Here is a 20044-nt window from a genome sequence, read left to right as displayed (position 1 = left end):
TTTCCTTATCAGCCTGCGATGCCTCTACGCTCCAGCAGGCGCAGAAGAATAGAGAGGGTCCAGGTAATCGCTAAATACATCACCGCAACCATAAAGTAGACCTCCAGGGCGGTGAAGGTTGTCGCGATATAGATTTGCCCCTGGCGTACCAGCTCGCTGACCCCAATGACTGAAAATAGTGAGGTATCTTTAATGCTGATAATGGCCTGATTGCCAAGCGGAGGAATCATACGACGCAGCGCCTGGGGCCAAATCACATAGCGAAAGGCCTGAGCGCGCGAAAGCCCTAACGAGAGGGATGCTTCACGCTGGCCGCGCTCAATGGACTGCACGCCGCCTCGCACGATTTCAGAAATATACGCACCCGAGTTAACCGCAATAGCGGCAATGCCTGCGACCAGCGCATTGATAGGACTGCCCAGTAGCTGGGGCAGGCCGTAGAAAATAAACAGTACCTGCACGAGGATAGGCGTACCACGAAACACTTCTATGTAGCAAAGGGCCACCCAGCGTAGCCAGCGGATCGGACTAATACGCAGCAGGCCAAAGAAAATACCAATAAAAAAGCCGATTGCTAGACCGCCAAATGAAATTAGCAGCGTCCAGGGAATACCCGGTAGCAGGTAAGGGATCGACGCAAACGCGGCTGCCCAGTCGAAATGAAAGTCGAAATCCACGTCTTATCTCCAAAAAAACACGCGACGTATAACGTCACAGGGCCGGGAGGGTAGCCGCCCGGCCCTGTGATAAATTAGCTGTTAACTCTATAGCGCCGCTGGGTTACTCGCTGGTGGCTTCACCGAACCATTTTTTGTAGATTTCGTCGTAAGTGCCGTCTTCACGCATGGCGGCCAGGGCTTCATTGGTGGGTTCTACCCATTCGCTGCCCTTATGGAACACAATGCCATACTGCTGGCCTTCATAAAGCGGTCCCACCACTTTGGTACGTCCTTCGCCGCGGGTTTGGGAGAAGTAAGCAACATTAGGGGCGTCATACAGCACGGCGTCTACGTTGCGGCCCAGCAGAGCCATGTACATGTCGGCGGTGCCTGGATAGGGCGTGATGTCAGCGCCTTCACCCAGCTCTTGCTGGAGGAAGTCGTAGCTTGTCGAGCCGATCTTGGTACCGATGGTCAGGCCCTGGAGGTCTTCCAATGAAGAGATGTCTTCGTTGTTGGCACGAACGATAATCTGTAGACCGGAATCGTAGTAGGGGTCAGAGAAGTCAACGACCTGCGCACGCTCTTCGGTGATGGTCGTGCCTGCGATGGCAATTTCCTGACTGCCGGTTTGCACGGCGGGAATAATGCCCGAAAATTCCATGGTGGTGAGATTGACCTCAAAACCGGCACGCTCGGCAACGGCATTGATAATATCCATATCGAAACCGATCATCTCGCCGGTTTCTGAATCCATCATTTCAAAAGGAACAAAGCTTGGGTCGGTTGCGACATTAACAGAAGGCGTTTGGGCCATGGCGACAGAGGCGCCGCTTAAACCCAGAGCGATGGAGGAAGCGATAGCAGTTGTCGTTAGTATGGTTTTCATTGGTTTCCCCATGTTTTATAGCGCTGAAGCGGTGAAAAGAAGAGACGACGTTCTCTTCACACCGCGTTAGAGCAATTGTTGACCTTTTAACCTTGGCGAGAAACCACCAAGGCGTCAAGTCATGGGTACCAACGCTTTGCTAGCGTTATAAGCGCCTACACCATAAAAGAGGCGCCGCAGCCGCAGGTGGTGGTGGCATTGGGGTTTTGAATGCGAAAGCGTGCGCCAGCGAGGCCTTCTTCGTAATCCACCGTCGAGCCAACCAGATACTGGTAGGAGAGAGGGTCGACCACCAGGGTCGCCGTGCCAAATTCAATGAGCGTATCGTCTTCGGCGACCGTATCGGCAAAATCGAAGCCGTACTGAAAACCTGAACAGCCACCGCCGGTGACATAGACGCGCAGTTTTAGCGCAGGGTTATTTTCTTCATCCATTAGGGCACGGATACGTTTACGTGCGCTATCGGACAGCATTAAAGGGGTTGGAACAAAAGCTTCTGCACCGCTCATGGGTACCTCCCGCGAGCTTTAAGAACGAATAATCAGCATTGGAAGATGATTATGGATAATTCCCAGCAAAAGGGTCAACTATTGCCGGGATTTTGTACGTGGCTTATGGCATCAAGGCAGGAGCGGTCAAGCCCATGCTCTCCTCGAACCCAAACATCAGATTGAGGTTTTGAATGGCTTGGCCCGAGGCGCCTTTCACCAGGTTATCAATGACCGATAACACGACGACGGTGTTGCTATTTTCCGGACGATGCACGGCCAGACGGCAGGTGTTGATGCCTTTAACGCTGCGCGTTTCAGGATGGCTACCCGCAGGCATCACATCAACAAAGGGTTCGCTTGCATAACGTTTTTCAAACAGCGCCTGAAGGTCATCCACTGAGGTGGTGAGCTGACTATAGAGCGTGGCGTGAATGCCCCGTATCATCGGTGTTAAATGAGGAACGAAGGTCAGCCCCACCGGGTGCGCCTGCATATCACCAAGGCCCTGGCGGATTTCGGGCAAATGACGATGCCCTGAGGCGCCGTAAGCTTTGAAAGATTCACTGGCTTCTGCCAGTAGTGAAGGCACCTTGGCCCCTCGGCCTGCCCCCGTCACACCTGACTTGCAGTCAGCAATCAGCTGTTGAGGATCAACCAGCCCGGCTTCCAGCAGCGGCAGGTAGCCTAGCTGCACAGAGGTTGGATAGCAGCCTGGCACGGCCACCAGGCGCGCCGTTTTGATTTTTTCGCGGTGCATCTCGGGCAGGCCATAGACCGCTTCTTCAAGTAGCGAAGGCGCACCGTGAGGTTGGCCGTACCACTGGCTCCATACCTTGACATCACGCAGGCGGAAGTCAGCCGACAGGTCGATAATGCGGGTGCCTTTGTCCAAAAGCTCGCCAGCCAAAGCGTGGGCAACACCGTGGGGAGTGGCGAAAAATACCGCATCCATATCGCCTAACTGCTTTGCATCGGGTTCACTGAACGTCAATGTGTCGTAGTGGCCGCGCAGATTGGGATACATATCGCATACCTTGACGCCGGCTTCCGAGCGCGAGGTAATGGCTTCAACGCTGACATGGGGGTGATGGGCGAGTAACCGCAGTAGCTCAACGCCGGTATAACCGGTACCGCCGACAATTCCGACCTTAATCACAAACGACTCCTTACACGTTGCACATTCGAGACAGGGTAATAATTAACAGCCTAAACAGATTGGCGCAGGCTGTCGAAGCGTATCGGGCTATGATACACAAGAGAACTACACTACATGCGTAAAGGAAGGTCGTCGTGGCGCGTTTTTCCCGATCAGATTTCACCCTCGAGGGGTTTCGACGCCAGTTGGCCCATGTTGATGCGCTGCCTCAGCTGTGCGTATTGGGGTTAGTGTCGGGGATCATTACGGGGGCGGCGATGGTCGCCTTCCGGCTACTGCTCGAAGCGGGGGCGGTGTTTTATATGCCGGATGGAAACCCGGAAGGATTTGAAGGACTGCCTCCGTGGCTGCGCTCACTGCTGCCTATTATTGCCGTTAGCGTGCTGGGGCTGCTGCTTTATCGGCAAAAAGCCGCTGCCCAAAAGATGGGAGTAGGGCACGTTATTGAGCGCCTCTCTTATCACCAGGGCCGCTTCCCAATGCGAAACTGGCTGAATCAATGGTGGGTGGGGGTGGTGTCGGTTCTTGGTGGGCTCTCTGCTGGGAGGGAAGGCCCGGCTATTCATTTAGGCGCTGCCGCGTCAAGCGGGTTGGGAGTCAAGCTTCGGTTACCCAATAACAGCCTGCGCGTTTTGGTTGCCTGTGGGACGGCGGCGGGGATTTCTGCGTCGTTCAATACACCGGTTGCCGGGGTTATCTTCGCCATGGAAGTCGTCATGATGGAGTATACCCTGATGAGCTTTATGCCGGTGATTTTAGCCTCTACGATGGCGGCGCTCATTGCGCAGATGGTGTATGGCAATGAGCCGGCTTTTCGTATCCCCGAGGTCGTGCTGGGCTCGCTCATGAATTTACCGTGGGTCATCGTACTCGGCTTTGTGGTCGGGCTATTGGCGGGGCTATTTATTCATATTTCACGTAACAAACGCATGCAGGCATGGCCGTTGTGGCTTCGTTTGGCTTGTGTGGGGGTGGCGACCGGGGTGGTGGCATGGTGGTTTCCGCAGGTTCAGGGAATTGGCTACGATAGTGTGGCGGCGGCGCTTAATAATCAATTGGACATTAACGTGTTGCTGGCGCTGATGATTGCCAAGCTTTTGATTACCGCCCTGACCGTATCAGGTAGCGTACCCATCGGGATTATTGGCCCCACGCTGGTGATTGGTGCTGCGACAGGCGTGCTGGGCGGTATTTTGGGTGGCTGGCTATGGCCTGATAAAGCGTCAGACCCAGGCATTTACGCCATGTTAGGCATGGCGGCCATGATGGGGGCGGTGCTGCAAGCGCCGCTTGCGGCGTTAATGGCGCTGTTGGAGCTTACTCATACGCCGCATGTCATGTTGCCGGGTATGTTGGTGGTGGTGGTTGCCTGCCTGACGTCTCGCCAGCTTACCGGCTGCGAAGGATTTTTTATTAGTTCCGTACGTTATGGGCTGCACCCGCTTCAACAGCCGTTAATGCAGGCGCTTTCCCGCGTGTCGGTGCCTGCGGTGATGGAGCGAAGCCTGGTACGTACTGAGCGCAAGGTGACGTTTGAGCAGGCACGTAAACTACTGGAAACCAATCCTGTCTGGCTGATTATTGAGCGTTCAAATGAAGAAAAATCGGTACTGGCGTTAAAAGCGTCGGCGCTGGCGCGGTGGCTTTTGGAGCACGATGAAGCGCTTGATGGCGATGCTCCTCCCGATAATGAATCCGTCGATTTACTGGAAATTCCGGGCCAGCGCCTGGAACTTGCGCCGATTGGCCTACAGGCCACCCTGTCAGAGGCGTTTGTAAAGCTTCAAGACGATGCCTTGGGCGCGCTTTATGTAGTGCACGGTTATCGGCCAAAGCGGCAGCGAATTTCAGGTATCATCACCCGTGGTGCCATTGAACGTTATTATTACTATTCTGACCCCAATACCGACGCTGACCCAAATACCCGTACTGACCCGAAAGCGAATGATTCGCCCGTATAAGGAGAGACAATGTATCTATGGTTGAAGGCCCTGCATTTAATGACCATGGTGACCTGGTTTGCCGCCCTGTTTTATTTGCCGCGGCTGTATGTGTATCACGCCATGGCACGAGATAAAGGCGACGATCAAGCTATCGCCTATTTCAAAACCATGGAGCGTAAGCTTTATCGCGGCATCATGACGCCTTCCATGATACTGGTGCTTATCTTTGGCGGGGCGATGCTGTATCTGGTGCCCGGCTGGTTCAGCCAAGGCTGGATGCACGTTAAACTCACCTTTGTGGTACTGCTGATCGCCTATCATCACGTCTGTCTGATTTATTTAAAACAGTTTGCCCAGGATCGCTGCACGAAAAGCCACACGTTCTTTCGCTGGTTCAACGAAGCGCCGGTGATTGCGCTAGTGGCGATTATTCTACTTGCCGTTGTGAAACCTTTTTGATGCGCCAACCTCTTTCACCGGTTGTTTTAGTACTGGCGGGCCATGACCCGACGGGCGGAGCGGGTTTAGTGGCAGATAGCGAAGCCATTGCCGCCTGTGGCGGTTGGGCAGTGACGATTCCCACCGCGTTAACGGTGCAAAACTGCCATAACGTGAGCCATGTCGTTCCGGCCGACCCCGCGTTGATGCGCCAAATGGCAGAGGCGCTTAGCGGGATGCAGGTTGCTGCGATCAAGCTGGGCCTGTTGGCAGATGAAGCAACGCTAAGAGCAGCCGAGCAGATTATTCGCCGTTTCCCAGGCATCCCGGTTGTGGCCGACCCAGTACTTAAAGCCGGTGGCGGTACTGAGTTATCCACACCCCAATTGCAACGCCTCTATGCGGCTCGCCTGCTACCGCTTGTGGATATCTTAACGCCCAACCGTTATGAGCTTAAGCAGCTCACTCCAGAGATTGACGGCCCCCTGGATGATACGGCGCGCGCCGTCGCACTTTTATCCCAGGGTTGCCAGGCTATTTTAGTAACCGCGACCGATGAGCCTGTTCCAGGTAACGAGCAGCAGGTTGTTAATACACTGCACTCGCCGGATACCACGCGCCAATGGCAGTGGCCACGTCTGCCGGAACGGTTTCACGGTTCAGGCTGCACCTTGGCATCTGCCATTGCGGCACGCCTGGCCGCCGGTGAGCGTTTGCCGACGGCCTGTGAACAGGCCCAGCACTTTACCTGGGAGAGTCTGTCTCATGGGTATCAGCCGCCTAGCGGGCAGTGTTTACCTAATCGCTTGCCACGGCCGGTTCGCTTTTGATTTTATTCGCGCTACGCCATTGATATTGAGGACGCCATGACCACATCTGCTGAACTGTTTGAGCTTGCTAGCCGCCATATTCCAGGTGGCGTAAATTCGCCGGTACGTGCGTTTAAAGGCCTGCACCGTCCGCCGGTATTTATGGAGCGCGCCCAGGGCGCTTATCTGTTTGATGTGGAAGGCAACCGCTACGTGGACTATGTAGGTTCCTGGGGCCCAATGATTACCGGTCATGCGGACCAGGATGTGTTGGCAGCGGTACGTGCTCGTTTGGACAACGGTCTCTCGTTTGGTACCCCGACCGCGGTTGAAACCACCATGGCAGATCTGATCTGCGAAATGATCCCCACCATGGAAATGGTGCGCATGACCAGCTCCGGTACGGAAGCCACCATGTCGGCGATCCGCTTGGCTCGCGGCACCACCGGGCGCGACAAGATCGTTAAGTTTGAAGGTAACTATCACGGCCATTCTGATTCGTTGCTGGTAAAAGCGGGCTCTGGCGCGCTCACCCATGGCGAACCCAGCTCGCCAGGTGTTCCCGCGTCACTTGCCGAGCACACCATTACGCTCTCCTATAACGATATTGAAGGTGTGGAAGAGTGCTTTGCTGAAATCGGCGACCAGATTGCCTGCATTATCGTTGAGCCGGTCGCAGGTAACATGAACTGTATTCCTCCCCAGCCGGGCTTTTTGGAAACATTGCGCCGTGTGTGCAACGAGCATGAAAGCATTCTGATTTTCGATGAAGTCATGACCGGGTTCCGCGTTGCGCTGGGTGGGGCTCAGGCGCATTACGGTATTACTCCTGATTTAACGTGCCTGGGTAAGATTGTTGGTGGCGGTATGCCGGTAGGTGCGTTTGGCGGCAAACGCGAGATTATGCAAAACATCTCCCCCATGGGGCCGATTTATCAAGCAGGTACGCTGTCGGGTAACCCCTTGGCGATGGCGGCAGGTATTGCGTTATTAACCAAGCTCCAGGTCCCCGGCTTTCATGACGCGCTTTCTCAGCGAGTTGAAACACTTTGCAGCGGCCTGAAAGAGCGCGCTAATGCGGCAGGTGTCTCCATGATGACACAGTCAGCGGGTGGCATGTTTGGGCTGTTTTTCACCTCTCAACGCCGTGTGGATAACTTTGCCCAGGCAACCGCGTGTGACCCGGAGGCGTTCCGCCGTTTCTTTGGCGCGATGCTGGATCACGGCGTTTACCTGGCCCCTTCAGCGTTTGAGGCAGGCTTTATGTCGAGTGCTCATACGCCCGAGGATATCCAATTTACGTTGGATGCTGCAGAAAAAGCCTTCTCAATAATGTAGTCAGGCAGCCTGCCTGCCATATTTATGCCGGGAGAAAATATGATGGTCACGGTAAATACCCTTGTTCTGGCAAGCGGCAATGCGGGAAAGCTGAAAGAATTCAATCAACTGCTGGCACCGTTAGGGCTGGATGTACGTCCACAAGCAGATTTTGGGGTACATGATGTTGAAGAAACGGGGCTAACCTTTGTTGAAAATGCCCTGTTAAAAGCGCGTGAGGCGAGCCGGGTTAGCGGCTTACCGGCGCTTGCTGATGACTCCGGCCTTGAGGTCGATGCGCTTTCAGGGGCGCCAGGGATTTACTCCGCACGCTACGCTGGTGAGCCGAAAAGCGATCAGCGTAACAATGAAAAACTGCTGGCCGCGCTTAGTGACTGTGCAGAAGGTCAGCGCACCGGTCGCTACTGGTGCGTGCTGGTCTATTTGCGCCATCCTGCTGATCCGGTACCGGTTATTGTTCAGCACAGCTGGGAAGGGGAGTTACTTGCTCATCCACGTGGAGAGGGTGGCTTTGGCTATGACCCGCTGTTCTGGCTACCCGACCAGGGAATGAGCGTGGCGGAATTACCCAGTGAATTAAAAAATCGGCTAAGCCACCGTGGGCGGGCGCTTCAAGGGTTGGTTGATATACTTAAGGTGGCACATGGCTAAGCCATTACCTCCGTTATCGCTCTATATTCATACGCCCTGGTGCGTACGCAAGTGCCCTTATTGTGACTTTAACTCTCATGAACCTGACGGTGAGTTACCCGAAGCGACTTACTTAAAGGCACTACTTCATGATCTGGATGGCGATCTGGCGTTAGCCGCTGGGCGTCAGATTCAGACCATCTTTATTGGTGGCGGTACGCCAAGCCTGATGTCGCCCGCATTCTTTGAACGGCTGTTTAATGGAATACGCCGACGTTTGCCCTTTGCACCCAACATGGAAATCACCATGGAGGCGAATCCTGGCACTACCGAGCAGGCACGGTTTATTGGCTACCGCGAAGCGGGCATCAATCGTCTTTCATTAGGTATCCAAAGTTTTCAGCCCGCTCAGTTGAAGGCTTTGGGACGTATTCACGGCGGTGAAGAGGCGATTACCGCAGTGGGCCAGGCGCGTGCAGCGGGATTTGATAATATAAATATCGACCTGATGCATGGCTTGCCTGGCCAGACGCCCTCCTTGGCGCTTCAAGATATTGATCAGGCGCTTGCCCTGTCACCGGATCATCTCTCCTGGTATCAGCTAACCCTTGAGCCCAATACCGCGTTTCATTCTCAGCCACCTGTTCTGCCTGAAGAGGAGGCGCTTTGGGATATTCAGGAGCTTGGTCATCAGCGATTGGAGCAGGCAGGCTTTGAACGCTACGAAATTTCAGCCTATGCAAAACCTGGAAAGCAGAGCCGGCATAATCTCAACTATTGGCAGTTTGGCGACTATCTGGGCATTGGCGCAGGAGCGCACGGCAAGCTGACGACGATTGATCCGCAAGGGCAGTGGCATATTGAGCGGCGCTGGAAAACGCGCCAGCCGGATGCTTACTTACGACGTGATAATGACCCACGCGGTTTCCTGGCGGGCAAGCAGCCTATCGTGGCGGACGAGTTGCCACTTGAGTTTTCCATGAATGCGCTTCGCTTAACCGAAGGCGTTGCCATGCATACGTGGTCGGCGCATACCGGCCAGCCCCAGGAAACACTGCTGGCACGTTTACACACGGCCTCCAAAAAAGGACTTTTGATGGAAATGCCCGAAAAGCTGCGTGCATCGCCTCAAGGTCTATTATTCTTGAATGAGTTGCTGGCCTTTATCAGCGACGAATAATTCAAGCGCAAAAATATACAAGGAGTGAGTGATGCGTATTTCTCGACTACTGACCCCGTTGGCCGCTGCAATTCTAGTGGCAGGTTGTGCCACCTCTGACCCTTATGGTGGCCAGACACAACGTTCGTCGACCGGCATGGGAACAGGGATTGGTGCGGCGGTAGGCGCTGCTGCGGGTGCGCTTTCGGGTAGCGGAAGTACCAGCCGTCGTGATCGTGCCCTGATTGGCGCAGCCGTAGGTGCTGCTGCGGGTGCCGGTATTGGTGCTTACATGGACCGCCAGGAACAGCAGCTTCGCCAGAACCTGCAAGGTTCACGCATTGAAATCGACCGTCGCGGCGATGATATCGTACTGAATATGCCCAGTAGCGTAACGTTCGGGTTTGACTCCTCGGATCTCACCGGCGATGCGCGTAGCGCGCTCAATGAAGTGGCTAATGTGCTCAAGCAATACACCGATACGCGGGTTAATATTGCCGGCTTCACCGATAGCACCGGGGATGCCAGCTACAACCAGCGTCTCTCTGAGCGCCGAGCTCAGTCAGTGGGCAACTACTTAAGCCAAAACGGGGTATCCTCCTCGCGTCTTAACACCATGGGATACGGCGCTAACCAGCCGGTTGCCAGCAACGATACCGAGCAGGGCCGGGCACAAAACCGTCGGGTTGAAATCACCCTGACGCCAATCGGTAACGGCCAGGGCTAAGTAAGACATAACTCCCCCGCGCATTACCGTTTAAAGCCCGCTATGATCCCATAGCGGGCTTTTTTCGTTCACTTATCTGCGAGTTACCATGCTGTCTTATCAACACGCCTATCACGCCGGTAATTTTGCCGATGTACACAAACACTTGACGCTTTACGCCGTCGTTGATTATTTATTACGTAAAAAAACACCCATTACATATATAGATACGCATGCGGGAAGAGGGCTTTACCCACTCGCCACCAAAGAGACGCAGCGGCTTCAGGAGTATCGTGAGGGTATTTGGCCGCTATGGCACGAACGCGAGGTGCTCACCGACCCATTACTCTGTGATTGGTTAAATGCTGTCACCAGCGTTCAGCCCAGTACCAGTGCGTTAACGCACTATCCCGGCTCCCCATGGTGGCTAAGCCAATCATTGCGCGAGCACGATAAGCTGCGCCTTTTTGAGCTTCATCCGGGTGAGCATGAGCACTTGAACACGCAGTCTCTTCCTCCTCAGGCAAAACGTATTTATGGCGATGGTTTAGCGGGTTTAACGGCCATGCTGCCGGTGCCTACCCCGCGGCTTTGCGTATTGATTGACCCTAGTTTTGAGCGTAAAGCGGAGTACCAGGAAGTGGTTGATACGGCGATATACACGCTTGAAAAGGCGCGCCACGCCATACTACTGATTTGGTATCCCCTGCTACCCGCTGGGCATCATCACGCGTTATTGGACGGGTTAAAGGCAAGCGGTATTCGCAAAATATGGCGCAGCGAGCTTTTGCTGCGCGTGCCAGGTGAGCAAACGCACGGTATGTACGGTAGCGGTATGTTGGTTGTTAACCCGCCCTGGGGGCTTGATGAGCGCCTGAAGACCGCAATGGCAGAGGTAACCCGTTGCCTTGGAAGTGAAAGCCGCGTTGAGGCGCAGTGGTGGGTTGAGGAGTAGGGTGGCACAAAAACGTTGAGTGAAAGCCGCCCGCTAGATGATCTCTAGCGTGGTTTTAACACGCTCCACTACCACCACTATTCTAAACCATTTGACGTTAGGATTACGGTGGAACAACAGCGCCGCCCCGCCGATCCATAAAGTGAGCGTATTACTTGCCGATGCAGAATGTAAAGAATATATATAAATCAACATGTTATGGTTGTTAGGGAGTAAATAGGGATCAAAATCCGCTAACCAAAGCCCACATAACGTATTGATTATAAACTGCTATTACTCTACTCGAACTCTCCCCGATCTTCATCTGGAACGATGGTTAGGTCCAAATGAAGCTGATTTGAGCTGTTCAGCCCGGCGATTTTCTTCAGCTCGTCAGGAGTCTCATCACTGAAGGTCGCGAGGTAATAGTACGGATGGCCGTCGTCACTGCTAACCAGGTCATATTCCTCAAAGTACCGCTCTACCTCTTCGAGCGTCCAGTGAACCTCTCCGGCAATAGCGATTAGGAGATCGGTGTTGTCGTCAGGGTGGTTGAGGCCCTGGGGGAGAACTGAAAGTTCCGCAGAGGTGATCCCTTTATCCTTCCAGTTCCTCAGAATGCCTGACCATAAATTAGCTCGTAGGTTTGAGCTGGGCTGGAACCTAGAAGCATTCCAGTGAATGACATCTCGGTCTCCATTTTTCAGATGAAGAACTACCTGTGCCTTCTTGCGAGCTATCAGCTCATTTTTGAACGCTACCTCATCAGGAACAAAGGTTAGGGAGGGTTTGCTTTCGCTGGACTTCGGCCCGCTTTCCTCAACCGAGTCGAGTAGTCGCTCGATCACTCTCTCTGGCGTGTCGAACCCGACAGCCAACCCCTCCAATCTGCGGTACACATCATCTGAAACGCTTATTGTGACTGGCATCTCACTTCCTTCATAGATAAAACCATATATAGAACTATACATGGCTTTTCATATAGATCAAGTTTTCTTCATGAAGAGAGCCGAGCCTTCATTAGCGTCCAACAAACCACCGTTTTGTGAACACCTAGAGAAGGTGTTATTTCGCATGGATTCTTGGTGTGCAATTTGTTAAAATACTCGTATACTTTTCTATGTAAATTAATTGTACATGAATCAACGTATTGGCTATGCCCGCGTTTCAACGGATGATCAGAACCTGCACCTCCAAAGGGATGCTTTGGAGAAAGTGGGTTGCCAGGTCATCTATGAAGACAAAGCCAGTGGGAAGAACACTGAAAGGCCGGAGCTTGAGGCTTGCCTGAAAGCTCTGCGTTCAGGCGACACGTTGGTGGTTTGGAGACTGGATCGTCTGGGACGAAGTTTGGGTGATTTGGTCAAACTCGTGACGACCCTGGAAGAACAGAAAATCGGATTTGAGAGTCTTCAAGAAAAGATCGAAACGACAAGTGCCTCTGGAAAGCTGGTATTTCACGTATTTGCTGCACTTGCCGAATTTGAGAGAAACCTCATCAGCGAGAGAACACGAGCCGGATTGAAGGCTGCGCGGGCGCGTGGCCGACTTGGTGGACGTAAACCAAAGCTGAAACAGAAAGACATTCGAGAGATTAAAGCTCTACTCAAGGATCCAAATATACCCGTCTCTGATATTGCCAAGCGATTTGGAGTCTCAAGAACAACTATTTACAACAGGGTCGGGGTAGTTAAACCTGACTGCGAGGGTACGAAGGCATGAGTGCGTATCACTTTCAGGATATTTTAAGCGAATCGGAAGAGCCCCTTGTCAGTTATGACGCATGTAAAAGCATGGCACGGGGGTATGTCAGCTCCTTCTCCGATGATGAGCATCGTCTGGCTGTAGCTCGATCATATTGTGCCGTTCTGGTGACTTCATATTGGAATGAGGTTAATTCGCGCCACGGCTCTAAGCTTAAAATTTTTCCGGTTCCCCGTGATACATTTCTCGCTGATGTTGCGTCAGACGCTGAAGACGTTGCAATAAGTACAGGGCGAGTAATTGCTCAGTTTCCCGATATTGATGCGGGATTTTTGATTGGCTCAATCTATACAGCGATGTTACCAGTGGCTTTCCGCTCAAAGCTGGGAGCTTACTATACGCCGCCTCCTTTAGTTTCCCGTCTACTTGATTTATCCGAAGATGCTGGGGTTGATTTCAGTAAAGCGTCCATAATAGATCCGGCCTGCGGTGGAGGGGCATTCTTAGCACCTGTAGCAACAAGAATGCTTGAAAAATCGAAAAGCACATCAGCAGAATGGAAGATTCGGCAGATAGGTAAGCGATTGAAAGGGGTAGAGATAGATCCCTTTGCCGCCTGGATGACGCATGTCCTTCTTGAATCGGTACTCATTGATTTGTGCATTAAAGCGCGGAAGAGGTTACCAAAAGATGTAATAACTGTTGGTGACGCACTCGCATATGAGTCATCGACAAAATTTGATTTGGTAATTGGCAATCCTCCATATGGGAAAGTTACGCTTGATGCAACGTTAAGAAACAAGTACGCACGTTCATTGTTCGGTCACGCCAATCTTTATGGCTTGTTTACCGATCTTGCATTGAGAACTGCCAAGGAAGATGGAGTCATCGCCTACCTCACGCCGACATCATTTCTGGGCGGTCAGTATTTCAAGGCGCTACGAGAATTGCTACTTACTGAAGCAGCACCACGAGCTTTTGACTTCATCTCTAACCGAGAAGGGGTATTTGATGATGTGCTCCAAGAAACATTGTTGACAACGTTTAAGAAGGGAGCGCGACGCAGCCCCTCTAAAGTGTCACTTCTCGTTCCACAGGGGCTTAATGAAGCCAAAGTAGAGCACATTGGTAAAGTGGGCATAGTTAAGGGCGATGGGCCTTGGCTAATCCCTAGGGTGTCAAAGGACGCAGCTTTACTTAACCGCATTAAGAAGATGCAAACACGGCTTCCTGACCTTGGATATGTAGTATCCACTGGAAAGTTGGTTTGGAACCGGCATAAAACTCAGCTCAAATCAGAAAAGACAAAAAACTCGTTACCCTTGATATGGGCCGAGTCAGTTACAGCTCAGGGGTTTAAATTCTCAGCAGTGAAACGGAATCATGTTCCCTATATCGAGGTGAAGAACAACCAACAACACCTTATTACACGGGAGTCATGTGTTTTAGTCCAGAGGACCACATCAAAGGAGCAGAACCGCCGGGTTTTGGGCGCAGTTATCCCCCAAGATTTTATCGACCGAAACAACGGTGTTGTAGTTGAGAATCATTTAAATATTGTTTACTCCGACGGTCTGATCAGAGAGGTGACTGTCGAAACGATTAACGCTCTCCTCAACTCAGAGGTCTTCGACCGCATATATCGCTGTATAAGCGGTAGTGTTGCGGTCTCTGCCTATGAGCTGATGTCGGTTCCTCTACCTACGATTGAAGGCTTGACAAAGCTGCAGAAGATCATTTTGGCCGGTTCTGATAGACTCTCCATCGAGAAATGTGTAGCCAAACTGTATGGAGAGAACAAAGTTGAGCTGGCCGAAAGTACCAAAACTGGAGGTAATCGCTGAGCGATTGCCACAGATCTTCCCAGATGGGACAGAAAATCGTAACTACGTTACCCGCGAAATGGCGGCCCGCACGCTTTATGTAATGTTCTATGCAGGAGCGATTGAAGGACAGGAACGCTGGATTCGTCCGAGTCAAGTTACTGACATGTCGGACGAACAGGCAGAGCTGCTGTCGGACGAAGAGCGCAACGCTTGGGTAGAACAGGCCCTCTCCAGCAAGAAGGAAAGGCCAGCTAATACTTGGTACGCTCCAAACTCACGAGAACCCGTCAGGGATGAGACTATACGGTACGGGTTCATAGCCCTAGGGGCGGTTTGGGAGAGAGCTGGTCTGCCAGTTACTACGCCACTTCCAAAGTATGCAATGACTCAAAAATTTGCGTCTCTTTTTGATGAGAGTTTAGTTGGCCAGCAGTTGGAGGATGCGATCCTTGCCTGGCAGAAAGCACACCTCAATCCGGCAGCACTCAGCCGGATAATGTTGTTGGGAGCGAACGCGGCAGCGGCCAACTCCGACACCATCACAGCTACGTTACCCAACGCCGGTGTGGTAACCCTAGAGTCAGGGCCTTCTGGTGTTATTGGAAAGTGCGTTATCGAGGATTTTGCGCCGAAGTTCCTCAAGAACCCCGCTGTTTTATGGTTATCACAATCCGGTGAAAAAGTTGGGATTGATCTCGCCAGTAGATTGAAACTGAAGATCGATCCATCAAAGACACTACCAGATGTCATATTGGTTGATTTGGGGACCAAGACGGATGGTAGCGATATGCTTTTCGTATTCATTGAAATCGTAGCCTCTGATGGCCCAGTGAACTCTGTCCGTAAAAAGAAATTAACTGAGATTGCGGTGGAAGCGGGGTTTAGCCCTGAGCATTTAGCCTTTGTTACTGCCTTCCAGGATCGCTCTGCATCAGCATTCAAGAAAGCTATGTCGGAGTTGGCGTGGGGTACATATGCTTGGTTTTGTTCAGAGCCCGACAATATTATCAGCCTGAAAGACGGAAAATCGCTCAGCTTATCTGAAATTGTCTAGCTTGTATAAAGGGCAATCTACGTGTAATTCCCCTGAAAAATAATCACGGAGATAAGTGGAATTTTGTAACCTGAACGAACAGAAGATTCAACATGCGCAAGTCACGTTTCAACGACAACCAGATCTGGCAGTTTTCACGTAGGCCGAGTCCGGATATTTGCCAGGATTACCACGGATCTACTTATCTCCCCGGTTATAAAAGAGCATTACCAGTCGTCGAAAGATAAGAAAATATAATTGTAAAAAAAATCAGCGACTTTTTGATTGGTTTGATGCACCTTAACGCTGAAAACCAAGGCTTACTTGCCGATGCAGAAACTGCCAAAAATCTCGCCCAGCAAGTCATCGGCGCTAAACTCGCCGGTAATTTCACTCAGCGCTTGCTGCGCGTCGCGAAGGTCTTCGGCCAGCAGTTCTCCAGCGCCGTAGCCATCCAACTGGGCACGGCCGGTATCAAGCGCTGCCATTGCCCGGTCGAGGGCATCCAGGTGACGCCGACGTGCGGAGAAGCGTCCTTCGGTGGTCGCCGCAAAGCCCATCACGGTTTTCAAATGGGTTTTTAGGTTATCCACACCCGCACTGGTTTTGGCGGAAAGGCGAAGCGTGGGAGTGGCTGTGGATAAATCAATTCCAGCCTGCTCAGCGCTGGTATCGATTTTGTTACGTACCAACGTTAAACGGCTTTGATCGGGAAGGCGGGCGACAAACTCGGGCCAGATCATCATGGGGTCGGTCGCCTCGGTGGTAGAGGCGTCCACCAATAGCAGTACCCGGTCGGCTTTCTCGATTTCTGCCCAGGCGCGGGCGACACCGATTTTTTCAACGGCGTCCGGGGTATCGCGCAAGCCCGCCGTATCAATAATGTGCAGTGGCATGCCATCAATATGGATGTGCTCACGCAGCACGTCCCGCGTGGTGCCTGCAATATCAGTCACAATGGCGGTCTCTTGTTCGGTCAACGCATTAAGCAGGCTGGACTTACCCGCATTGGGGCGACCGGCAATGACCACGTTCATGCCTTCGCGTAACAGCGCCCCTTGGCCGGCGGCTTTGCGCACGTCGCTGAGTGCTTGCTGAACACTTTCCAAACGCTGGGCGACATGACCATCCGCCAGGAAGTCGATCTCCTCTTCAGGGAAGTCGATGGCGGCTTCTACATAGACACGCAGCTCGATAAGCCGCTCAACCAGATGGGAGACGCGGGTAGAAAACTCGCCCTGTAGTGAGCGCACGGCATTTTCCGCCGCTGAACGCGAGGTGGCATCAATCAAGTCGGCAATTGCTTCGGCTTGGGCAAGGTCGAGCTTGTCATTGAGAAAGGCCCGTTCGGAGAACTCACCAGGCCGCGCCAACCGCGCGCCCAAGGCCACACAACGCTCAAGCAGCATGTCCATGATAATGGGGCCACCGTGCCCCTGTAGCTCCAGCACATCTTCGCCGGTAAAGGAGTGAGGGCCGTTGAACAGCAGGGCGATGCCTTCGTCAATAATGCTATCAGCGCCCTTAAAGGGGCCGTGATAGGCATGCCGAGGCGCCGGGCAGTGGCCGAGTACGGACTCTGCAATATCGCGACAGGCAGGCCCTGAGACGCGAATAATCCCTACGCCGCCACGCCCAGGCGGTGTCGCCAGAGCAGTAATCGTATCCTGGGTATAAAGTCGTTCAGCCATGGCGCGCCTCATTAATGGATGCGTACATTGTGAATTTGTCGTCTCTAAAACGCCAGACCCCCGCACGAGGGCGGGGGTCTGGGAGCGTGGTTAACAAGGATTACTTGGTTCGCATTCCTTTACCCACACTGGGGTCTTTTTCGATACTACGCGTAATAAAGTACTGTTGCGCGACCGAAATGATGTTGTTGGTTACCCAGTAGATGACCAGACCCGCCGGGAACCACAGAAAGAAGAAGGTGAAGATAATCGGCAGCATCTTCATGATCTTCGCCTGCATGGGGTCCGGAGGTGTCGGGTTCAGCAGCTGCTGAACATACATGGATATACCCATCAGTATTGGCAGGATGAAGTAAGGATCCTTCACCGATAGATCGTGAATCCAGAAGATAAACGGCGCATGGCGCAGCTCTACCGACTCCAGCAACATCCAGTAAAGCGCGATAAACACCGGCATCTGTATGACGATGGGTAAGCAGCCACCTAAAGGATTGATCTTCTCCTTTTGGTAGAATTTCATCATCTCTTGAGACATTTTCTGACGATCATCGCCATAGGTCTCTTTAAGACGCTGCATTTCCGGGCCCAGTTTCCGCATGCGTGCCATTGACTTATAAGCCTTGGCAGACAGCGGGAAGAGCACCAGCTTAACCACAACCGTCAGCAGAACAATTGACCAGCCCCAGTTGCCCACGATGTCGTGGATCTTATCCAGCAACCAGAACAGCGGGTTGGCAATAAACCATAACCAGCCATAGTCAACGGTCAGGCGCAGGTTGGGTGCCACTTGCTCAAGGTGATCCTGAACCTTGGGGCCCATGTAGAGCGTGGCGCCCAGTGTCGCTTCACCTTCCGCCGCAATGTTGCTGGTGGGGCCTGCAAACGCCACCACGTTACGGTCACTTGAGTCAGTGGTAACGTAGTAAAGGTTTTGCTGATCTTGGGGCGGTGCCCAGGCAGAAACAAAGTAGTGCTGGATAAGCGCAATCCAGCCGCCCTGGGCTTCACGATTTTCAAAGTTACGGTTTTGAATGTCTTCAAAATCGATCTTTTCATAACGTTCGTCTGGCGTTGAGTACGCTGCCCCAATATAGGAGTTCATACCCATGGCAACGCCGCTTGACGGGTCAGGGCTGTTATCACGCGCTAATTGGCCAATAAAACGAGCACTTACCGGCGCATCGGTATTATTGGCAATATAGTAATCAACATTGACCGCGTAATTCCCACGTTCGAACGTAAGACGTTTGATAATATCAACGCCGTTAACGTCTGCTCGTAAATCAACGACCAGCTGGTCATCATCATCTGCCAGACGATAGGCATTGCTTTCCGGGGTAAATTCAATACGACTTGCTTGCCCGTCCAGCTGTAGGCCGGAACGTGCAACATAGCTACGCGTTGAATTATCCGAGAGCAACACATAGTTGCGTTCAGTATCCAGCGTCATTTTATGCTGAGGTAACGCAGCATAAATAATGTCGCCGCCGTGCGGGTCAATGCGCACGTCGAGAACATCGGTAGCCACTGCAATAAAGTCACGGCTAGATGTTTCGCTTTCAGTATTGCTTGCCAGCCCGTCGTCTACCGCACTGTTGGGTGCCGACGTTGACGGAACCGTCAGGTCGTTACTGCTTTCAGCATTGGCTGAGGGGGCGTCACTACTGCTTTGCGTAATTTCAGGCGTCGAGTCGTAATCTGTCGGCCCATAATCCTGATTCCACTGGATCACCAGTAGATAGGCAAGTACTGCCATTGGAATCAGTAAGAGAAGTCGTTTTACGTCCATGAGGGTTCTGCCCGCTGGGTGATGAACATGCTAATGGCGCAGTGTCATTTACTCGACCCATGACACACGAAAGCCTGCCAAGCGGCAGGCCGAGGTCGAGCGGCGAGGTGTGTCGTCAAGTGTCACGTGTTACGCCATCAAGCGGTGGTGCAATTGATACCGTTTGCGCGTCACGCTGAAGGCGTTTCCACATACCATGCAACTGCCGACTAAGCGTTTCATTGTCGATATCCTGCACACCGCGCTTGGCTAATATCACAATATCCATGGAGGGAAGGTGATCCTGGCGAAGCCTGGCGGACTCTCGGACTAGACGCTTAAAGCGGTTGCGATCTACAGCGCGCTTTGCATTTTTCTTGCTGACGGTTAGTCCAATGCGAGGATGCCCTCGGGTAGTCATGCGCGCTAACGCCATCATACCTTTGCCATGAACTTTAAGGTCAGCTTGTTCAAACACGTGACTAAAATCCCCAGCGTTTAAAAGACGCAAACGCCGGGGAAAGCCTTGAGGCGGCACACGCAATCCGAGATCAGGCGCTCAGACGCTTGCGGCCTTTCGCACGGCGGCGAGAGATAACGGCACGGCCGTTTTTGGTTGCCATGCGAGCACGGAAGCCATGCATGCGCTTGCGTTTGAGAACGCTGGGTTGAAAAGTGCGTTTCATAACTCGTAATTCCCACGTGGTTTAGGACGGATGTGAATCCAAAAGACCCGGCCCAGTGAGGAAACTAGCCGGGGAGTTTCAATTCAAGACCGGAAATTGTAGAGGCTTCCCGCGCCGGGTGCAATTTTTCCTTGCATAAAAACCAACAAAAAGGCAGTGGGCATGGGGCCTGCCGGCTTTTTTA

20 protein-coding genes are annotated in these 20044 nt (G+C 52.7%); 11 read left to right on the top strand and 9 right to left on the bottom strand.

What is annotated here, in order from left to right; genetic code table 11:
- Window positions 1–8 precede the first annotated feature (8 nt).
- From ACT3R4_RS09480 to argC, 4 genes are all read right to left on the bottom strand, one after another.
- Window positions 9–677 carry an amino acid ABC transporter permease gene (locus ACT3R4_RS09480; RefSeq protein ID WP_172118729.1) on the bottom strand — a complete coding sequence of 223 codons (669 nt, stop codon included), beginning with the start codon at window positions 675–677 and terminating at the stop codon, window positions 9–11.
- A gap of 103 nt (window positions 678–780) precedes the next feature.
- A complete protein-coding gene (locus ACT3R4_RS09475; RefSeq protein WP_172118730.1) occupies window positions 781–1548 on the bottom strand; it encodes a transporter substrate-binding domain-containing protein in 768 nt (255 codons plus the stop codon).
- Window positions 1549–1703: 155 nt separating this feature from the next.
- Window positions 1704–2057, bottom strand: coding sequence for an iron-sulfur cluster insertion protein ErpA (gene erpA, locus ACT3R4_RS09470; RefSeq protein ID WP_172118731.1), 354 nt, complete (start codon window positions 2055–2057; stop codon window positions 1704–1706).
- Between the two features lie 103 nt (window positions 2058–2160).
- Window positions 2161–3195 carry an N-acetyl-gamma-glutamyl-phosphate reductase gene (argC, locus tag ACT3R4_RS09465; RefSeq protein WP_441678657.1) on the bottom strand — a complete coding sequence of 345 codons (1035 nt, stop codon included), beginning with the start codon at window positions 3193–3195 and terminating at the stop codon, window positions 2161–2163.
- 134 nt (window positions 3196–3329) lie between these two features.
- On the opposite strand from argC, the gene ACT3R4_RS09460 reads away from it, so the two are divergent.
- The 8 genes from ACT3R4_RS09460 (at window position 3330) to ACT3R4_RS09425 (ending at window position 11173) form a co-directional block, all read left to right on the top strand.
- On the top strand, window positions 3330–5156 hold the full coding sequence (locus ACT3R4_RS09460) for a chloride channel protein (protein WP_441678659.1): 1827 nt from the start codon (window positions 3330–3332) through the stop codon (window positions 5154–5156).
- A gap of 9 nt (window positions 5157–5165) precedes the next feature.
- Window positions 5166–5597, top strand: coding sequence for a protoporphyrinogen oxidase HemJ (gene hemJ / locus ACT3R4_RS09455; RefSeq protein ID WP_087107012.1), 432 nt, complete (start codon window positions 5166–5168; stop codon window positions 5595–5597).
- Window positions 5597–6406, top strand: a complete 810-nt coding sequence (gene thiD / locus ACT3R4_RS09450; protein WP_172118734.1) for a bifunctional hydroxymethylpyrimidine kinase/phosphomethylpyrimidine kinase — start codon at window positions 5597–5599, stop codon at window positions 6404–6406. The genes hemJ and thiD overlap by 1 nt, the downstream gene beginning before the upstream one ends.
- A gap of 36 nt (window positions 6407–6442) precedes the next feature.
- The gene (gene hemL / locus ACT3R4_RS09445; protein WP_441678661.1) at window positions 6443–7723 is read left to right on the top strand and encodes a glutamate-1-semialdehyde 2,1-aminomutase; all 1281 of its coding nucleotides are present in this window, start codon (window positions 6443–6445) and stop codon (window positions 7721–7723) included.
- Window positions 7724–7765: 42 nt separating this feature from the next.
- Window positions 7766–8374, top strand: a complete 609-nt coding sequence (rdgB, locus tag ACT3R4_RS09440; RefSeq protein WP_192526919.1) for an RdgB/HAM1 family non-canonical purine NTP pyrophosphatase — start codon at window positions 7766–7768, stop codon at window positions 8372–8374.
- Entirely contained in the window at window positions 8367–9533 is a 1167-nt protein-coding gene (gene hemW / locus ACT3R4_RS09435) for a radical SAM family heme chaperone HemW (protein WP_441678663.1), read from the top strand. Before rdgB ends, hemW begins: the two co-directional genes overlap by 8 nt.
- A 31-nt stretch (window positions 9534–9564) precedes the next feature.
- Window positions 9565–10239 (top strand): YiaD family glycine zipper/OmpA-like lipoprotein, encoded by a 675-nt coding sequence (locus ACT3R4_RS09430; RefSeq protein ID WP_441678665.1) that lies wholly within the window; start codon window positions 9565–9567, stop codon window positions 10237–10239.
- 88 nt (window positions 10240–10327) lie between these two features.
- Entirely contained in the window at window positions 10328–11173 is an 846-nt protein-coding gene (locus ACT3R4_RS09425) for a 23S rRNA (adenine(2030)-N(6))-methyltransferase RlmJ (protein ID WP_441678667.1), read from the top strand.
- 278 nt (window positions 11174–11451) lie between these two features.
- On the opposite strand, the gene ACT3R4_RS09420 is transcribed toward ACT3R4_RS09425, so the two are convergent.
- Window positions 11452–12081, bottom strand: coding sequence for a hypothetical protein (locus ACT3R4_RS09420; RefSeq protein ID WP_441678669.1), 630 nt, complete (start codon window positions 12079–12081; stop codon window positions 11452–11454).
- A 208-nt stretch (window positions 12082–12289) separates the two neighbouring features.
- Here ACT3R4_RS09420 and ACT3R4_RS09415 point away from each other — a divergent pair, with 208 nt between their 5' ends.
- The 3 genes from ACT3R4_RS09415 to ACT3R4_RS09405 are packed head-to-tail and all read left to right on the top strand — an operon-like array spanning window position 12290 to window position 15736.
- A complete protein-coding gene (locus ACT3R4_RS09415) occupies window positions 12290–12874 on the top strand; it encodes a recombinase family protein (protein WP_441678671.1) in 585 nt (194 codons plus the stop codon).
- Window positions 12871–14700, top strand: coding sequence for an HsdM family class I SAM-dependent methyltransferase (locus ACT3R4_RS09410; RefSeq protein ID WP_441676426.1), 1830 nt, complete (start codon window positions 12871–12873; stop codon window positions 14698–14700). Before ACT3R4_RS09415 ends, ACT3R4_RS09410 begins: the two co-directional genes overlap by 4 nt.
- Window positions 14660–15736 carry a BsuBI/PstI family type II restriction endonuclease gene (locus tag ACT3R4_RS09405; RefSeq protein WP_441676424.1) on the top strand — a complete coding sequence of 359 codons (1077 nt, stop codon included), beginning with the start codon at window positions 14660–14662 and terminating at the stop codon, window positions 15734–15736. Before ACT3R4_RS09410 ends, ACT3R4_RS09405 begins: the two co-directional genes overlap by 41 nt.
- 299 nt (window positions 15737–16035) lie before the next feature.
- Here the strand turns inward: ACT3R4_RS09405 and mnmE are convergent, their stop codons facing one another.
- The 4 genes from mnmE to rpmH all read right to left on the bottom strand — a co-directional run bounded on the left by mnmE (window position 16036) and on the right by rpmH (window position 19860).
- A complete protein-coding gene (mnmE, locus tag ACT3R4_RS09400; RefSeq protein ID WP_441678674.1) occupies window positions 16036–17406 on the bottom strand; it encodes a tRNA uridine-5-carboxymethylaminomethyl(34) synthesis GTPase MnmE in 1371 nt (456 codons plus the stop codon).
- Between the two features lie 100 nt (window positions 17407–17506).
- A complete protein-coding gene (gene yidC / locus ACT3R4_RS09395; protein ID WP_172118743.1) occupies window positions 17507–19195 on the bottom strand; it encodes a membrane protein insertase YidC in 1689 nt (562 codons plus the stop codon).
- Between the two features lie 115 nt (window positions 19196–19310).
- The gene (gene rnpA, locus ACT3R4_RS09390; protein ID WP_441678676.1) at window positions 19311–19712 is read right to left on the bottom strand and encodes a ribonuclease P protein component; all 402 of its coding nucleotides are present in this window, start codon (window positions 19710–19712) and stop codon (window positions 19311–19313) included.
- Between the two features lie 13 nt (window positions 19713–19725).
- The gene (rpmH, locus tag ACT3R4_RS09385) at window positions 19726–19860 is read right to left on the bottom strand and encodes a 50S ribosomal protein L34 (protein ID WP_172118745.1); all 135 of its coding nucleotides are present in this window, start codon (window positions 19858–19860) and stop codon (window positions 19726–19728) included.
- Between the last annotated feature and the right edge of the window lie 184 nt (window positions 19861–20044).

Origin of the sequence: Halomonas sp. AOP7-E1-9, from assembly GCF_052376035.1 — a bacterium.
Classification (GTDB): domain Bacteria; phylum Pseudomonadota; class Gammaproteobacteria; order Pseudomonadales; family Halomonadaceae; genus Vreelandella; species Vreelandella citrativorans.
The sequence above is the reverse complement of the archived record's forward strand: the minus strand, read 5'-3'. Positions and strand labels throughout refer to the sequence as shown.

Excerpts from the sequence above, each read along its gene's own strand:
- ACT3R4_RS09475 (WP_172118730.1), bottom strand. The coding sequence starts at position 1,548 with ATGAAAACCATACTAACGACAACTGCTATCGCTTCCTCCATCGCTCTG.
- erpA (WP_172118731.1), bottom strand. The coding sequence starts at position 2,057 with ATGAGCGGTGCAGAAGCTTTTGTTCCAACCCCTTTAATGCTGTCCGAT.
- hemJ (WP_087107012.1), top strand. The coding sequence starts at position 5,166 with ATGTATCTATGGTTGAAGGCCCTGCATTTAATGACCATGGTGACCTGG.
- thiD (WP_172118734.1), top strand. The coding sequence starts at position 5,597 with ATGCGCCAACCTCTTTCACCGGTTGTTTTAGTACTGGCGGGCCATGAC.
- hemL (WP_441678661.1), top strand. The coding sequence starts at position 6,443 with ATGACCACATCTGCTGAACTGTTTGAGCTTGCTAGCCGCCATATTCCA.
- rdgB (WP_192526919.1), top strand. The coding sequence starts at position 7,766 with ATGGTCACGGTAAATACCCTTGTTCTGGCAAGCGGCAATGCGGGAAAG.
- hemW (WP_441678663.1), top strand. The coding sequence starts at position 8,367 with ATGGCTAAGCCATTACCTCCGTTATCGCTCTATATTCATACGCCCTGG.
- ACT3R4_RS09430 (WP_441678665.1), top strand. The coding sequence starts at position 9,565 with ATGCGTATTTCTCGACTACTGACCCCGTTGGCCGCTGCAATTCTAGTG.
- ACT3R4_RS09425 (WP_441678667.1), top strand. The coding sequence starts at position 10,328 with ATGCTGTCTTATCAACACGCCTATCACGCCGGTAATTTTGCCGATGTA.
- ACT3R4_RS09420 (WP_441678669.1), bottom strand. The coding sequence starts at position 12,081 with ATGCCAGTCACAATAAGCGTTTCAGATGATGTGTACCGCAGATTGGAG.
- ACT3R4_RS09415 (WP_441678671.1), top strand. The coding sequence starts at position 12,290 with ATGAATCAACGTATTGGCTATGCCCGCGTTTCAACGGATGATCAGAAC.
- ACT3R4_RS09410 (WP_441676426.1), top strand. The coding sequence starts at position 12,871 with ATGAGTGCGTATCACTTTCAGGATATTTTAAGCGAATCGGAAGAGCCC.
- mnmE (WP_441678674.1), bottom strand. The coding sequence starts at position 17,406 with ATGGCTGAACGACTTTATACCCAGGATACGATTACTGCTCTGGCGACA.
- yidC (WP_172118743.1), bottom strand. The coding sequence starts at position 19,195 with ATGGACGTAAAACGACTTCTCTTACTGATTCCAATGGCAGTACTTGCC.
- rpmH (WP_172118745.1), bottom strand. The coding sequence starts at position 19,860 with ATGAAACGCACTTTTCAACCCAGCGTTCTCAAACGCAAGCGCATGCAT.